This is a genomic window from Paenibacillus sp. IITD108, assembly GCF_036541265.1.
Taxonomy (GTDB): domain Bacteria; phylum Bacillota; class Bacilli; order Paenibacillales; family Paenibacillaceae; genus Pristimantibacillus.
Map to the genome: position 1 here is coordinate 13507 of NZ_JAZHCT010000013.1, position 14877 is coordinate 28383.

The window sequence follows — 14877 nt, forward strand, 5'->3', positions numbered from 1 at the left end:
TTTAGGGCACATATGTGTAAACGGGTGTGAGAACCTGTACAAAGCTAATTTGTAGTTTTTACCCATTATTGTATTATATGCTGGGCTGCCTTTAGGTAATTAATGACTGATCGCGCTCATCTCGACAGGTATTTGAAATTTTACAATAAATGACGTGCCTACGCCCTCCGTTGACTTCACATCAATCCAGCCATTATGCTTCTCAACTATACTAAGGCAAAGCGGAAGTCCAAGTCCTGTCCCCTTTGATCTTGTCGTAAAAAATGGTTCAAATAAGTGCTTAAGCGCTTCCTCAGAAATGCCGGCGCCTTCGTCGGTTATTTTCAAATATACATATTCATTCTCGCTGTAAGTGAAAATGCAGAGCGTGCCATTGTCTTCCATCGCTTCCATTCCATTGCGTACGAGATTAAGCAGCAGCTGCTTTATTTCTCTATCGTTCAGCAATAGGTGAGGCAGCGGCTCCTGAAGCTTTACAAGCAAAGTCTGCCCGCGTAAATTCGCATCGGCCTTCAACAGCGGCAATAGCTCCGAAATAATATGATTGAGCGAAGTCAGCTCTTTTTGAACTTCACGATTTTGAGCTAAAGATAAAAAGTCGCTTATTATTAAATTAGCGCGATCAAGCTCTTCCATTACAATCCGATAATACTCATGCTGACCAGCAGGACTGCGCTCCCGCATAAGCTGAATGAAGCCTCTTATAACCGCAAGCGGATTTCTAATTTCATGCGTAATGCTGGCAGCCATTTGCCCGACTATGCTGAGCCGCTCCATACGTCCGACTTCATCGCGCAGCTGAGCAAGCTCGGTAATATTTTGAATAATGAGCGCAGCACCGGAAATTTCACTGTTATGTATATCGTACAAACTTACGGTCGTGCATAAATAAAAATCCTGGTCCAGCCGAACCTGTGCGAGAGAAGCGGTTTTCCCGGCTAAAGCGTCCTGCAGCAGCTTTACACCGAATTTACTGTCAACTTGATTGAAAAAATGCTCATAGCTGCTGCCCAATAATTTATCAGAGCTTTCATGACTTGATTTATGATTCAGTATAGCAATAATATAACTGTTGATCTGAGTAATATTCCCACTGTTGTCTATAATAATAACACCCAAAGAGGAGCGGTCAATAAATTGCTGGAGCTTTTCAACCTCGATAAAGTAATTCGTATACAACTGCTTATAATTATCATAGACCACTTTCTTTCTAATGATCGCTTCAAATCTGAAAAATACATACCACGCTGCAATAAAAAACATGGCAATAAACATAACGATCTGCAAGACTCTGGACCAAGTCCATACAAAATTATTTCGGTCTAATAAACTGAACAAAAGAATGCTCGTAATCGTCATCATTATCACTGCGATTGACAGCATTTTTTTAATTTTTATATTTCCTGAAATCTGCTGCAGCGCAGTAAGTAAAAATCTTATAAGCAGACTGGCAACTCCGATATAAAATAGCAGTCCAATATAATGCTCTATATTATCGTATGAACCGATATAAGTTGCCGCATATATAATTGACAGACTGAGTAAAACTGGGATTCCCCCGTATATCGCACCCGTCATAAAAGGAATCATCTGATAATTCAACTGCAAACCATAAAAGTCAATTGCTGTTAGCTTACATAAAACAATAGACGCTCCGCACACAACTACTATATACAATTGATGATTTTTCCATCGATGATCAATATCATGCCATAGCTGATAAGCGAATACCGGTAATAAGCAAATAAAAAACTGTAACAGCAACTCCTTCAACACCGAAGCCGAGCCTCCTTAACTACAGCTGTCTATTCATCCATAATATTATTTGCTCTATAGTTTTCTGCCCTTCTATGTCATGGTGCAGCTCGTGATAGCCTCCTTCTAAGGTAATAAAATGACAGCGCTCTCCCAGCTGTCCGGCAAGCTTATTGCTTGCAGCATAGGACGTAATGCGGTCCGCATTACCGTGCATAAGAAGGAAAGGGACGTTTAATTGGCTTGCATGCTGGAGTGCCCACTGCCCGCCTTCTTCGATCTCAATAAATGCTTTTAAAGTAATTTTGGTATGGCTTAACGGATCGCCAACCATCGTTATTGCGTTTTGATTGCCGGACCTGTACAAATCTTCTGCCTTTAATCCGGTAGACTGGTGCATTTCAGGCAATAGCTTCACCAGCTTTTTTCCAAGCCAAATCTTAAAGCCAGGCGGCTTGAAGGCGAGCTCAAGCCATGGGCTTGTCGCTATAAGCCCTTTGATAGGGGGCTGCAGCCTTAGCGCGCAATTCAATGCTATATTGCCGCCCATGCTATGGCCATACAGAAAAATAGGCACACCGGGAAATTTACTGCCTGCTTCCTCAATGATGCTCGCTGTATCAGTGAGTGCCGCCTCTAGTGAGAGGAAATGCCCGCGCTTGCCCTCAGAACGACCGTGACCATAATGATCAAATGCTATAACCGAAAAACCATTCCCTGTCATTTCCTTTGCTACATTAAGGTACCGTGAGCTATGCTCCCCGCTTCCATGCGCCAAACAAACAATTGCTTTAATCGGCTTTGCCTCGGGCATCCATTGCTGTACATAAAGCTCATAGCCATGCCGGCTGCTCTTGCGCCATTCCTCGTGAAGCATATTATCCACCTTCCCTTCATAGCTTTGTGCTTCATATTATATTCGATTATACTGTATGATGAATCTGTATATCGAGAGTATATCATGTTTTGTTTACAATATTTACGAAATATCGAGTGGAGCGTATAAAATGTCATATCATGTAATTGTTGTAGGTGCAGGATCAGCAGGCTTGATGGCAAGTATTGCAGCCAGTTCACGCGGCGCACGCGTGCTTTTAATTGATAAAGGAGACAAGCTGGGCAGAAAGCTGGGCATTTCAGGCGGAGGTCGCTGCAACGTAACCAATGCAAAGGAAATTGACGAGCTGATTAAAAATATTCCAGGCAATGGCCGCTATTTGCATAGCGCATTAGCTCAATTCAGCAATCAAGACATTATTCATTTCTTTGAAGCATTGGGGATTCGACTGAAGGAAGAGGATAACGGCAGAATGTTTCCCGTTTCTGATAAAGCCAAGACAGTCGTGGACGCGCTTGTCGGTAAAGTCCGTGCTCAAGGCGTCACCATTATGACCAACAGCCCCGTAGAGAAAGTTATTTATCACAATGGCAGCGCTGCCGGAGTTAAGCTGAAAAATGGACAAACCTTCAAAAGCAAGGCAGTAATTATCGCTGTCGGAGGCAAATCAGTGCCTGCAACTGGCTCGACAGGAGACGGTTACGCCTGGGCAGAGGAAGCTGGACATACTATAACGGAGCTTTTTCCGACAGAAGTGCCGCTTGTATCGCATCAAAAATTTATACAAAGCAAAGAGCTGCAAGGGCTATCGCTGAGAGATGTAGCCTTATCTATATGGAATGAAAAGGGCAAAAAGCTGATTACCCATGAAGGCGATATGATTTTTACGCATTTCGGCTTATCTGGACCGATCGCGCTGCGCTGCAGCCAGTTTGTTGTTAAGCAGCTGAAAAAAACAGGGGATACCAGTGTACTTAGCACAATTGATTTATTTCCTGGCATGACGGTCCAGCAAGTATGTGATCATACGTATCAGCTAACTGCGGCTGATTCCAAAAAAACGGTCAAAAATGTATTGAAGGGCTTTATTTCGGAGCGCTTGCTTCCCTTATTGTTCGAGCAAGCTGGCTTGAACCCTGATATTACTCATGATCATATCCCGAAGCAAGCCTGGCAGCGATTTGCGGAGCTTGCGAAAGCTTTCCCTGTGCTTATCCATGGTACGCTGTCCATTGAAGAAGCTTTCGTGACAGGCGGCGGAGTCAATCTGAAAGAAATCGATCCGAAAACGATGGCGTCCAAGCTAATGGGGGGCTTATACTTTTGCGGCGAGGTTATGGATATACATGGCTATACAGGAGGTTATAATATTACGGCAGCCTTCACAACCGGACATTGTGCGGGAACGAATGCGGCTTATGAGGCTTTGGGCGAGTTGTAAAATGTGCTTTAAAGCGATTGGGGAGTGGCGTTCAGTGTTGAAATGAGGCTGCTTGCTGCTCAATTGATTATCTAACGAAGATTAGTAGGGTATCGATTAATTGTGGATAGGGCAAGAAGCAATAGAAAGGGGAGCCACTGCGATCAAGTTTGGGATTCCGACCGCTGTTGTAGTCCAATTTTTTGGATGAAATAACCCCTTTAGAGGAATAAATTGGCCTACAAAGGCGGACGCTGCCGCTTCTCCATTCCCAATCTTGCTCTTCGTTCCCCTTTCTTTTTGCTTGCTAATCGCTGCCCACAATTAATCGACACCCTCTCTTGATTCGTTAGAAACTTCCGCTTAGCTAATAAGTTAATTCTATGGATGTTTCCTGTTAGCAAATTTAATTTTTTGTATGAATTTGTAAATAATGCCCCATAATACTGGAAAGAAAATAATTCCAACTAGCAAAAAGCCGCTGAGGTATGCAATTGCTAAAAATATTATGCCTATAGCAGATGTGCCTATGGCAATTTTCGTATTATATTTTCGCATAATCCAAACCTCCACATTTACATTTCAACCCAATTATAGCACACAAAGAAAAACGGCTCCGCCTGTCGTTGGAAAGCTAATAAAAACTGCCCCCGAAAGCGGTCATTGCCGCATTTCAGGAGCAGTTAGCAATTAGTTATTTCTAAAAGCTGAAAGTGCCTCGTTCATGCCTCGCGTCTGCACATAAACCTGCTGATATACTTTAAACAAGTCTTCGTACGCAGCTGCAGCCTCCGGCTGTGGCGGATACGAATCAGCATGTTTTACGAACTTTTCTGCACATGCCTCTAGCGATTCGAACCAGCCGCAGCCGTATGCAGCCAGCATGGCTGCCCCTAGACCAGGGCCCTGTTCATTTTCGAGAGAAACAACGGTCGCATTGAAAATATCCGCCTGCATTTGCAGCCAAGCCGGATTTTGCGCTCCTCCGCCGATCGATACGATTTTATCGACAGTTTTTCCTGCATTCCGGAACATTGCAACCGATTCATTGAGTGAGAACGTAATGCCTTCCATAACAGCACGCGCAAAATCAATTCGCTTATGCGAGCCATCCATGCCAATAAAGCTGGCACGAATATGAGGATCTGCATGCGGAGTGCGCTCGCCTACTAAATACGGTGTAAAAATCAGACCGCGGGAGCCAGGCGGCACATCGGCAATGCCATCCAGCAGCTGATCGAAGGATTCATTCGGCGCGAACGTATTTTTAAACCAGCTCAGGCTGTAGCCTGCTGCAAGCGTAACGCCCATCGCATAATAGGAATCTTCCTTGCCGTGATTAAAAAAGTGGACCTTGCCTTGGAAATCCTTCGTCTTATCGTCCTCATATGACAAAATAACGCCAGATGTCCCGATACTGCTAAGCGTTAATCCCTCAGATAAAATGCCTGCCCCAATCGCACCGCAAGCATTATCAGCCCCGCCTGCAAAAACCTTCACGGCTTCAGTCAAGCCAGAGCGCTTTGCTGCTTCTGCCGTCATGCAGCCAACCATGGCATGAGATTCAACAAGCGGAGGACAGAAGCTGGCCGGAAGACCGAACGCATCCAGCACATCGCTGCTCCACTTCTTGTTCGCTACATCGAGCAGCAATGTTCCTGCCGCATCAGAGTAATCCATATGGAGCTGCCCGGTTAAGCGATATCGCACATAATCTTTGGGCAGCACAAACAATGCCGCTTTAGCGAAAACTTCCGGCTCATGCTCGCGCACCCAAATCATTTTTGGCAGCGTAAAACCTTCAAGAGCGGGATTGCGCGTAATCGAAAGCAGCTTATCGCCAAGCGTTCTTTCAATTTCCCGGCATTGTGCCGTTGTGCGCGTATCATTCCACAATATTGCATTGCGCACGGGTGTGCCCGCATTATCAAGCAATACGAGACCATGCATTTGACCAGAGAAGCTGATGCCTTCAATCTGCTCAGGGGCAGTACCGGAGCTGCCAAGCAATTCATGAATGGCAGCCAATGTCCCTTCTACCCAATCATCCGGCCGCTGTTCACTCCACCCAGAATGTTCATGATAAAGCGGATAGCTGCGCGAAGCTTCTGCCGCTACTGTTCCGTTACGATCTACTAAAAGTACTTTAACTGCACTTGTACCCAAATCAATACCTATTACATAGCTCATTTGTTCAGAGCCTCCCGTTGTCATCGTAGACGTCAAGAAAGAACGACATCGTCGTTCTTTCCTGGCCACATTTTTTAAAATATAAGAAAGTATAAAGTTTTGTAATCTTATATCTGTTCTTATATTTCATCGGTAAACGCGCATGTCCAAGGACGGCGGAGCCGTTTATCCTTATGCAATTGTTAAGCATAGTATATTACAGGAGATTAAACGCTGAAAATAACTTCGCTAAGCACTAGGCGTAGACGCTCTTGACGGCCTGATTTGTTCACGATCGGGTTGTTTTGCAGCGCGTATTGCTCTAGAGATGCCAGTGTAGCTTTACCTGCAACGATGTCTGCGCCAATTCCCGATTTAAAGCTGCTGTAACGCTCTTCAACTACATTATCAAGAATTTTTTCTTCTATTAATTTAGCTGCTGCTTTTAGTCCCCATGCAAAGCTGTCCATTCCTGCAATATGAGCAAGGAACAAATCCTCCGCTTCAAAGGAAGGACGGCGTACCTTAGCGTCAAAGTTAACGCCGCCGCGCCCAAGACCGCCAGCTTTAAGCACTTCGAACATAGTAAGCGTAGTGGAGTAAAGATCAGTCGGGAATTCATCCGTATCCCAGCCAAGCAGCAAATCGCCTTGGTTTGCATCAAGCGAGCCAAGCATGCCGTTGATCGCTGCTGTACGAATTTCATGCTCGAATGTATGACCAGCAAGCGTCGCATGGTTTGCTTCAAGATTCAGCTTGAAATGATCCTGCAGATCATATTTTCTTAGGAATGAAATTGTAGTTGCCGCATCGAAATCATATTGATGCTTAGTTGGCTCCTTCGGCTTAGGCTCGATCAAAAATTGTGCGTCAAAACCGATTTCTTTCGCATAATCAAGAGCCATACGGTATAGACGGGCCAGGTTGTCCAGCTCGAAGCCCATGTCTGTGTTAAGCAATGTTTCGTAGCCTTCGCGGCCGCCCCAGAATACATAGTTTTCTGCTCCAAGCTCTTTACCAACCTCAAGACCTTTTTTAAGCTGAGCAGCTGCATAAGCATAAACATCTGCATTGCAGGTTGTGCCGGCGCCATGCACATAGCGCGGATTTGTAAACATATTTACTGTATTCCATAGCAATTTTTTGCCGGATTGCTTCTGATGCTCTTTCAGCATCGCTACAATAACGTCAAGATTTTGATTGGTTTCTTGAAGCGTAGCGCCTTCTGGTGCGATATCTACATCGTGAAATGCATAAAACGGAATATTTAATTTATCCATAAATTCAAAGTTTGCTTCAACGCGTGCCTTGGAGCGATCAAGTCCGTCTAATTTATCCCATTCGCGGAACATAGTAGCGGAACCAAATGGATCTGTGCCGTTTGCATTAAAAGTATGCCAATAAGCTACTGCAAAACGCAAATGCTCCTCCATCGTTTTGCCAAGGATCACTTGATTAGGATCATAATGTTTAAATGCTAGCGGATTGTCCGAGCCTTTACCTTCAAACTGGATTTTATTAATATTTTTGAAATAGCTCATTGTGAACAAAATCCTCCTTTGATGTTCTCATCATTTTTATTGCTTGAATCAAGAATAACATAAGCCAACTTAGTTTGTCTATCCAACAAACTAAGTTTTATGATATAATTATTTTGGCAGTTAAAATGGAAACAGACGGAGGCTCATCCCTTTTGAAATCAAAATCAACCGGAGACCAGGCACTCATTAAAAAAATAAATACATCGATCGTATTGGAATCCGTCCTGACGCATGCTCCATTATCCAGAGCGCAAATCTCTACCTTAACAGGACTGAATAAAGCTACGGTATCTAATCTCGTTCAAGATTTAATTGATAATCATCTTGTGCTGGAGGTCGGGATTGGCGAGTCCAGCGGCGGCCGCAAACCGGTCATTCTCCACTTCAACAAAAATGCAGGCTATGCAATCGGCATAGACTTAGGAGTCAACTATATTCATGGCATCCTGACGGATCTGGAGGGCAATGTGCTGATCGATCGCCAGCAGAAGCTGAAGCTGCGTGATCGCGACCACATTTTTCATGAGCTGTCTGCCTTTATAGAAGGCTTGATCAAACAGGTGCCAGAATCCCCTTACGGGCTGATCGGCATTGGAGTCGGTGTTCCCGGCATAGTTGACGACAATGGCATTATACTGCTGGCGCCAAATTTAAAATGGCATCAAATCGAGCTGCGCAAAAAGCTCGAAGAGCGATTTGCATTGCCGGTTACGATCGATAACGAGGCCAACGCCGGTGCACTCGGCGAACTAAAATATGGCGCCGGACGAGATATAGCTAATCAGGTATACGTCAGTGTCGGCATCGGTATCGGAACCGGACTAATACTCAATAAGGAATTGTATACAGGCGCTTCCGGTTTTTCAGGCGAGCTTGGACATATGTCGATTGAGTATAACGGCAAGCTGTGCAGCTGCGGCAACCAAGGCTGTTGGGAGCTTTATGCCTCTGAGCAGGCATTGCTGGAACAAGCAGCGCCTCTAGGATACGAAAGTCTTGAGGATTTACTGGCAGCAGCAGAAAATAGTGACGAGCAAGTCATCTCATTAATCAAAGATGCTGGCGCTTATTTAGGGGCTGGTATTGCCAACATCGTCAATATTTTTAACCCTGATCTCGTCATTATCGGCAATCGCATGGTGCGTGCCCAAAAATGGCTGCAGGAAGCTGTTGAAGAGTCCGTCGCAAAGCGCGCTCTCCCTTTGCATCGCGAAAGGCTGAAGGTACAATTCGCTGAGCTGCAGGAGCAATCGGCTGTTCGCGGCGCTGCTTATGCTGCAATTAACAAATTTTTTATTAAAATAAAGAGCGAATAGCAAATAGCTCCGTACCTGTTATAGGACGGAGCTGTTTGTTTTTTGAAAATATAGGAAGGTTTAAGTTTTCACCTTATACCTATTCCTATATTTCATCGGTAAACGCGCCTCCTTCGTTAAAGCGAAGGACGGCGGAGCCGTTTATCCTTGACTGCACATTTGCGCTGCAGCTATTGCACGCGATGAACACCGGTTACTGCTGTAACATCGCCTTTAATAATAATTTGCACGTCATCGGTTTTTACTGTTCCGTTGTTATAAAATACAGTGAATCTAAAGGTTGCCTCACCTTCAGGGAGCTTTTGAAAGGAGCTGTCCCATAATTCGCCCTGCCACTTGTATGAGCTGCCTGCTTCATTTTCCATAACTGCTTTAAAGTCAAGAAAGGAAACCTCTACCTTTTCCGCTTTTGTTGCAGTCGTCGTGTTTGTAGTTTCTGCCTTTAACACAAACTGCTCCCCTGCCCAAAACATATTATAGCTGCGCGGAATATCAGCTTGCCCGCTCTGCTTGCGGTTAAATGCTTGTCTATGCTCATTCCAAAGATCCGTATGATGCACCGAACCAGTAATATGAAGCGGCAGAACAGTCATCGTTTTGCTAATTGAAACGGTTGGCGCTTTTCCATCACTTACTTTCAGTACCATCGTCCAGTCGCCAGGATCAAGCATACGGACTGCCGGAGCTGTCGACTCGTAAGGAGCATTAAAAATATAGCTGTAATTTGTTTTTACTCCTTTTGGACTTGTAAGCTCATATTGAATCGTTAATCTATCTTTATCCAGATCATCTACTATCGATTTGAACTGTACAAAATCTCCTTCATATACAGGCTGCGGCTCCCATATAAAATCAGCAGTCGGCGGCCGATTATTAATGACCTGTACGGTTTGGCTCACAACCTCTACATTGCCATTTGGTGTCGTTGAACGCCATTCTATCGTATAATTGCCGTTTGGCATCGCCCCTATTTTATGAGTGTACGACCATTTTTTTGCCCCATATCCAGTTGAACTTATAGTTTTCGAGGCCATATTTATGACCCGTTGATAGGAGGTTCCTTTAAATAAGGTAACGGTAGTTGCGTTAGCTCGGAAGGCGGCATCAGGGTATTTTGTTGTGTGAGCGATAAAATCATAGGAATCATTAACAACAAGAACCGTTGCTTTATTGGCATTTTCACCTTGGGCAAATATTTCACCCTTTAAATGGATTGGCGTAACCACTTTAACCGTATAGGTTTGTGAAGAATTAGAACCCGCAACGGAACCACTTCCTCTTACAGTAAACGTATAATTTCCATCCGGGGTTGTGTTAGGTATCGTCAATACTTCGTCCTGCCACCAAATATCATTACCGTTTTTCCTGCCTGTATAGTACGGCACCGTCTTATTGATATAGCTCCCCATTGAGAGCTGCAAAGATATAGAATAGGGATACCTTGTCCAAAGCTCATAGGCAGTCAACTGCTCGCTGGCAGGCACACTATTTAATGAAAAGCCGCTATACACAGTCTTCAGATTGCTTTTCATCTGAACAGGAACAGCATCCGGCAGCACGTAGGTTCGCTGAATCGGGTCAGACCATTCACCCTCAATATCCTGCGCTTTGTAATCCAATACGTAAGTTCCTGGCGGCAGCATATCTGGAATTTTTGTAAACACTTCACCCGTCCTTTGGTTTTGAAAGCGCAGCGTGCGATCCTGAATGCCTCGGTCAGTTGCTGCTCTCGTAACATTATGATCCAAATCATAGCTCATATCTATCCACGTTGTACGGTACATATTGGCATTAGGCACATAGTCGAAATCCAGCGTTACGTCGGCGATTGGGCGGCGGTGGACAAGCACCTCAACAGCTGCTTCGTTAGATTCGTAGGCATACTGTGCAAAATTCAGATCATTAGAAGGCTTGTCCTTTATTTTGCGATAAAAGATGTACTTGCCTGGTTTATGAAGCGTTACTTCGGATTGATAGGGATGCCAATTGTTATTGTTTTTTATCGATAGAAGCGATTGGCCGGAAAAACTCTCAAGACCAAGTGAATGATCATAATAATCTGGATCATGAGTTATTTGCAGCAAATCAAACTCAACAGGCAGTTCATCATCCTCATAATCAAATGAAGCGCTCATAGTACGGATGGGTTCGCCTGCTAACTTCAGCACTTTTGGAATAGCTGGATTATTTTCCGCAATTTGATCAATGACTGCTTGCATAACGGTCTCCATTTGTCCTTCATTTTTCACATAGCCGTCATGATGAATTTGCTGTTGAACCGCATCTTTGCCAACTACAATCAGCTTGGCATCATGCTTATTCAATACATGCTGCAGATCAGGAAGCTCCGAAATCGTTTGCTCCGTAATATACACTACGTATTTATTTTTGACCGCCTTCATAAAGCTTGCATCGTATGGCTGCCGAATATTTTTATAAATCGTGCCTTTATAGTAACCAATGTAATCGTCATATTCGACCCATTTTTCTTGATAAACCATTCTGGTCCAGTAAACCGTCCCTGAATAGGTAGCCGTCCAAGTACGCGTGCAGGAATAACCGCTCGGCCCCGGCGATCCACAGCTGCGGCTTCCTGGCGACTCTCCCGTTCGGCTCAACGTACCAGAAAATTTGCCATCACTGTAAGACTGGGTCTGAGGACAAACACTTGTACTCGATTGTGATGTTTCTCTACCGTCTTTATCGTAATTAGTCGTCACCGTATTAGAACAAGAACCATTGGCAGTTTTACTGTCTGTTACTGGAACTTCCTTGCCTTCGTCTACCCGTCTTTTAGGATTGCTCACACTTGATAGAGATAAAGTGCCGCTATACCCGTCTGATGATGTGTATCCCGTTGTCGAGGAAGGATAAGATGTGCCTGTATATCTCGTAGTGCTGGCATCTTGGCTATATGTGTAAGTTTTCATATCCCATATGCCAATATTGGCCATCATATTAGAACGTGTGAAATCATTCGTTAGTGTCACACGATTGCCTTTCACGTAATCCGTCGAAACCTGCTTCAAGCCTTTATCCAGCATCAGAAAAACGTCCAGCTCAGCTAATTCAACAGGCGTATCCAAATATAAGTGACTATAAGGAGCGTAATTATCTACCGAAAAATAACCTTCGTAGCGATGTGTTTTATCATCAGCAGTCGTAATGAACTCCATTAATCGTTCTTCATTCGTACCTTCTCTCGCTTCGACTACTATTTTATATTGGCCTAGCTGGTCCAGCACAGGCAGTTCAGTTACATCATCTTCCGTTTCGTAGACGATTTGATCGAAATTCCCGTCATTTTGCGGATCATAATAAACCTGAAGCTTTTTGTAAGCGATGAAGTCGCCATCTGTACTTTGCACATCATAAAATAGCGGCAAGCTGTCCAGCCTGCTAATTTGCTCGCTATATGTGTGAGCAATGATCGCTGGTCTGTGGTCCGGTAAAATTTCAAAATCAACGACATAGGGATCAGAGTAACGAGTTATTGATTTTCCGTTTCCATAAGGAATAACACGCTTGGCGGCCATACTTATTTGATATTGTCCCGGCTCCTTATACATAAACAGCTTTTCGGACAAATTAGATTCGCAGTAACCAGCTCTGCATACTAGAGCAGAATCATTCGCATTTACTAAGCTAAATGAGGTAATTTCAAGCGGTGCATTCGCTTCTGTCCAGACTGAATTGCTCGCCACTGAACGATCGATCGCACGCATCGTCCGATTTTCCTTAAACAGCCCTTCCAGCTGTACATACACTTTTGGCTTCGTTTCATGTACGACTACATGACGAATAAAATGCGATTCCGTCCCGTCGGGCGCAGTTAAAAGCACCGTTACCTTACGTATTCCCTGCTTGTCCTCTCCAAAAATATACTCACCCTTGAAGAATTGATCGGCATTGATTTCCTTTTCGTCAACGAGGACTCGTTTGGAAAAATGGCTGTAATCGGGGGGCGTTTCACAAACTTTGTGAGGTACATATTCCGGCGCGTTTTCGGTAACCGGGAATGGAACGACATCGTACCAATCAAATGGCCAATCTACATTTGGAGTAACATACTGCGGTGGAGAGGGGAGTGTTTCGCACAAATTGGTGCTTCCATTTTGAACGATATTTATATAGCGGGTAGCAGTTGAGGAATTGTTTGTTGTCGCATCTTTATCGACTATGGTTTGCTTAACCATAAACCGCTGGCCAGTATTCGACGTGACGGTTTCATTTGGGAACTTCGAAATAATAAAATCAAATAAGAACTTGCTTACAGCTGCTTGATCCAAATAACCGAGATCCGGTTTCTTCACTTCTGGTATAGCTGGATCGAACTTTTTCGTTGCCTTTGTGCCGTCTGCAATATTAGTAATCTCAAATTCGTAATAATCTGCATCCTTGCCATACGAGTAATCGACATAGCCCAGCTTCTCTTTAGTCAGTTCGGATCTTCGGTCTATCACGATTTCAGGAATGACAGCAAAATCACTAAGCATTGACGTTTTCACCGTTGTCGTTTGAAAATCTACTTTCAATTGGCATGGAGCTTTTGTCATAGACGGATCAATCGGCATATGATTTGCATAGTAGATCACTGCTTCGCCAGTCGTAGTGTATACCCATGCTTTTTCATCTGATTTATCCAGCTTTTCCGTATCGATTTTTAATTTATAGATCGTACTTGCTGTATTGTCTTTGCGCACTACTCCATCTGTCTTTTTATTAGATAAGCGTGTCAGCACATTATTAGTGTCCCGTTCTTTTAAGTCCAATCGCCAATAGTCAATATCTTTACGTGTATAAAATGCCGACTCCATATCACGCTTGCCGAAATGCTCTTCGTCCTGCAGCGTTCCTGTTAACTTTACATCCACTTCAATGAATCGTTCTTTGCCAAGCGGAATAGGCTTGCTGCTGACTGGCGTTACCTCGCAAACGGCTTTATTTTGACTCTTCTCATGCGGCGTTTGCTGCAGCAGCGGGAACGATTGATAAAAAAGAGCTTTTTTAACCGGATGCCAGTGGTACATCATGCCAATGCCTGGCTCCCATACGGTAGGTTCTTGAGCGATGTTCATGAAGTTTCGGACGTCTGTGTACTTATCTTCTTTAGGTAGAACTCGATCTCGATCAGCATAAGAAATTGTTGGTGCATCTCTAAATTTGAAACCTATAGAGCGGTCGATATTTGTTTTGAGAAGCAGAAAATCTTTATCATCTGGACTATTATTAAGACCATAAACTGCGCCTGCGCCACCGGGCTTATATTTATAGTTTGACGGCAAGTTTTTCCAAGGTTCAAATAACCATCGTTTATCAACCGGCTGAGTAGTTACATCTCCGCTATCTCGGATAAAATGATCATTTGGATACAAAGATCCGGATTCGTCATAGCCTAAAAAACGCCACTCTCCAAACACCATTCGTCCATACTCATCGCGATAATTATAGAAATGTCCTTCATCTTCAATAACATTCGCTTGCGCGTCCTGCATTCCTTTTTTATAACTTTGAGCAGTAGCAACCTCTTCAGGTGACCCATAAACAATAAGACCTTTTGGCGGTTCAGTTTTATATGGATTATTTTTTAGTATCCACGTCTTGTAATAAAAATCGGAATTAAACTTAAATCCATTTTCACTACAAGGCTTAACATGCGATGGAATTTCTCCGTCAATGGCTGGATTATAGCCACACTTATTTGGAAAAGTATTAATAGTTTTTGGGGCCGATACTGTCATTGATGCTTCAGCAAAATCATAAATAGGCCAGAATGTTAATAACATCGCTAAAAGCGAGAAAGCTGTTATTATCTGCTTCAATCTTTTACGCAAGCTA

At 43.8% G+C, this 14877-nt stretch carries 9 protein-coding genes; 2 read left to right on the forward strand and 7 right to left on the reverse strand.

Features of this window, described 5'->3' with window-relative positions; all coding sequences use genetic code 11:
- Positions 1–99 precede the first annotated feature (99 nt).
- On the reverse strand, positions 100–1776 hold the full coding sequence (locus tag V1L65_RS13285) for a two-component system sensor histidine kinase NtrB (protein WP_331699650.1): 1677 nt from the start codon (positions 1774–1776) through the stop codon (positions 100–102).
- A 19-nt stretch (positions 1777–1795) separates the two neighbouring features.
- Positions 1796–2632 carry an alpha/beta hydrolase gene (locus tag V1L65_RS13290; RefSeq protein WP_331699762.1) on the reverse strand — a complete coding sequence of 279 codons (837 nt, stop codon included), beginning with the start codon at positions 2630–2632 and terminating at the stop codon, positions 1796–1798.
- Between the two features lie 130 nt (positions 2633–2762).
- On the opposite strand from V1L65_RS13290, the gene V1L65_RS13295 reads away from it, so the two are divergent.
- Entirely contained in the window at positions 2763–4034 is a 1272-nt protein-coding gene (locus V1L65_RS13295) for an NAD(P)/FAD-dependent oxidoreductase (protein WP_331699651.1), read from the forward strand.
- Between the two features lie 96 nt (positions 4035–4130).
- Here the strand turns inward: V1L65_RS13295 and V1L65_RS13300 are convergent, their stop codons facing one another.
- From V1L65_RS13300 to xylA, 4 genes are all read right to left on the reverse strand, one after another.
- Positions 4131–4337 carry a hypothetical protein gene (locus V1L65_RS13300; RefSeq protein WP_331699652.1) on the reverse strand — a complete coding sequence of 69 codons (207 nt, stop codon included), beginning with the start codon at positions 4335–4337 and terminating at the stop codon, positions 4131–4133.
- A 57-nt stretch (positions 4338–4394) separates the two neighbouring features.
- A complete protein-coding gene (locus V1L65_RS13305; RefSeq protein ID WP_331699653.1) occupies positions 4395–4571 on the reverse strand; it encodes a hypothetical protein in 177 nt (58 codons plus the stop codon).
- 132 nt (positions 4572–4703) lie between these two features.
- A complete protein-coding gene (gene xylB, locus V1L65_RS13310) occupies positions 4704–6203 on the reverse strand; it encodes a xylulokinase (protein WP_331699654.1) in 1500 nt (499 codons plus the stop codon).
- Positions 6204–6409: 206 nt separating this feature from the next.
- Entirely contained in the window at positions 6410–7723 is a 1314-nt protein-coding gene (xylA, locus tag V1L65_RS13315) for a xylose isomerase (protein WP_331699655.1), read from the reverse strand.
- A gap of 125 nt (positions 7724–7848) precedes the next feature.
- On the opposite strand from xylA, the gene V1L65_RS13320 reads away from it, so the two are divergent.
- Positions 7849–9039 carry an ROK family protein gene (locus V1L65_RS13320; protein WP_331699763.1) on the forward strand — a complete coding sequence of 397 codons (1191 nt, stop codon included), beginning with the start codon at positions 7849–7851 and terminating at the stop codon, positions 9037–9039.
- A 170-nt stretch (positions 9040–9209) separates the two neighbouring features.
- On the opposite strand, the gene V1L65_RS13325 is transcribed toward V1L65_RS13320, so the two are convergent.
- The gene (locus tag V1L65_RS13325; RefSeq protein ID WP_331699656.1) at positions 9210–14825 is read right to left on the reverse strand and encodes an Athe_2463 domain-containing protein; all 5616 of its coding nucleotides are present in this window, start codon (positions 14823–14825) and stop codon (positions 9210–9212) included.
- Between the last annotated feature and the right edge of the window lie 52 nt (positions 14826–14877).

Coding starts and splice junctions, on each gene's coding strand:
- xylA (WP_331699655.1), bottom strand. CDS start 7,723: ATGAGCTATTTCAAAAATATTAATAAAATCCAGTTTGAAGGTAAAGGC.
- V1L65_RS13320 (WP_331699763.1), top strand. CDS start 7,849: ATGGAAACAGACGGAGGCTCATCCCTTTTGAAATCAAAATCAACCGGA.
- V1L65_RS13305 (WP_331699653.1), bottom strand. CDS start 4,571: ATGCGAAAATATAATACGAAAATTGCCATAGGCACATCTGCTATAGGC.
- V1L65_RS13295 (WP_331699651.1), top strand. CDS start 2,763: ATGTCATATCATGTAATTGTTGTAGGTGCAGGATCAGCAGGCTTGATG.
- V1L65_RS13290 (WP_331699762.1), bottom strand. CDS start 2,632: ATGCTTCACGAGGAATGGCGCAAGAGCAGCCGGCATGGCTATGAGCTT.
- V1L65_RS13325 (WP_331699656.1), bottom strand. CDS start 14,825: ATGTTATTAACATTCTGGCCTATTTATGATTTTGCTGAAGCATCAATG.
- xylB (WP_331699654.1), bottom strand. CDS start 6,203: ATGAGCTATGTAATAGGTATTGATTTGGGTACAAGTGCAGTTAAAGTA.